The organism is Asaia sp. SF2.1 (genome assembly GCF_000505765.1).
GTDB lineage: Bacteria > Pseudomonadota > Alphaproteobacteria > Acetobacterales > Acetobacteraceae > Asaia > Asaia bogorensis.
In genome coordinates, this window is the sequence record NZ_AYXS01000048.1 from 1 (window position 1) to 323 (window position 323).

The window sequence follows — 323 nt, forward strand, 5'->3', positions numbered from 1 at the left end:
AGCCTGTAGCAATCAGGATGAGGTCAGGGATGCCTGCGCAGTCGGAAAGGATGTAGCCACCGCGCCAGGCATTGCGCAGTTGTTCCTCGCTGCGGCTGTGTTGTTTGAGCGGCAGGCGCGAGAGCGAAAAGGCGGTGGGGCCGTCACGACGTTCAAGCGCGCTGACCCAGGCGATGGCCGTTTCGACCTGATCGCAGGGGCGCCAGGTTACCATATTGGGCGTCTGGCGCAGGCTCGCGAGCTGTTCGACAGGCTGATGGGTGGGCCCGTCCTCGCCCAGACCGATGGAATCATGCGTATAGACCAGAATCTGACGCTGTTTC

At 62.2% G+C, this 323-nt stretch carries 1 pseudogene; it reads right to left on the reverse strand.

Annotation, left to right across the window (positions count from 1 at the left end):
- A pseudogene (locus tag P792_RS39120) lies at nt 1-323 on the reverse strand (transketolase); the annotation flags it as partial.